Genomic DNA, 631 nt, shown 5'->3' with positions numbered 1-631 from the left:
GTCACTCCTCAGCAGGAGCAGCCGGCCGCCGCGCCGACGAGCGACCACGCCACGGCGCACGCGGCAGTTCCCCGATCGAGCACCGCCGTCACCGGCAGCAGGCCCGCCGACCACGCCGCCGCCCAGCTCGCCACCGCGAGCGGCAGCAGTCGCAGATCCGCCGCCCGCACAGCGCTCACGGCGCCACCTGGTCACGGAAGGCCTCGAGCGTCTTCTCGCCGATCCCTGGCACCTCGAGCAGCTGGTCGACAGAGGTGAACGGCCCGTTCTCCTCCCGGTAGGCGACGATCTTCGCCGCCGTCGAGGGACCGACCTCGGGCAGCTCCTCCAGCTGGGCCGCCGTGGCTGTGCTCAGACTCAGGACCGAGCCCGCCGCGGAGTCACCCGACGCCGCCCCACCGGAGGCGGCCGGCGGGGCCCCGGCAGCCGGCACCACGATCTGCTCGCCGTCGACGAGTTTGCGCGCCAGATTCACCGCTGCCCGCTCCGCCGACTCGCGGAACCCGCCCGCCGCCGCCACCGCATCCGCCACCCGCGCGCCGGGCGAGAGGAGGTACAGCCCCGGCGCGGCGACCTCGCCGGCGACGTGCACGTACAACGACTCGACCACCGCGGCGGGCGCACTCGTGGC

2 protein-coding genes are annotated in these 631 nt (G+C 75.4%); both read right to left on the bottom strand.

Annotated features, from left to right (window positions below; all coding sequences use genetic code 11):
* Positions 1–8: 8 nt before the first annotated feature.
* Positions 9–179 (bottom strand): hypothetical protein, encoded by a 171-nt coding sequence (locus ACH61_RS17750; protein WP_161489697.1) that lies wholly within the window; start codon positions 177–179, stop codon positions 9–11.
* The coding region (locus ACH61_RS15765) for a ComEA family DNA-binding protein (protein WP_068213823.1) at positions 176–631 on the bottom strand (456 nt) is incomplete at its 5' end. The genes ACH61_RS15765 and ACH61_RS17750, both read right to left, overlap by 4 nt.

Origin of the sequence: Rathayibacter tanaceti (assembly GCF_001634385.1) — a bacterium.
GTDB lineage: Bacteria > Actinomycetota > Actinomycetes > Actinomycetales > Microbacteriaceae > Rathayibacter > Rathayibacter tanaceti.
Note: the sequence above shows the minus strand (reverse complement) of the source record. Positions and strands in the feature narration are given on the sequence as shown.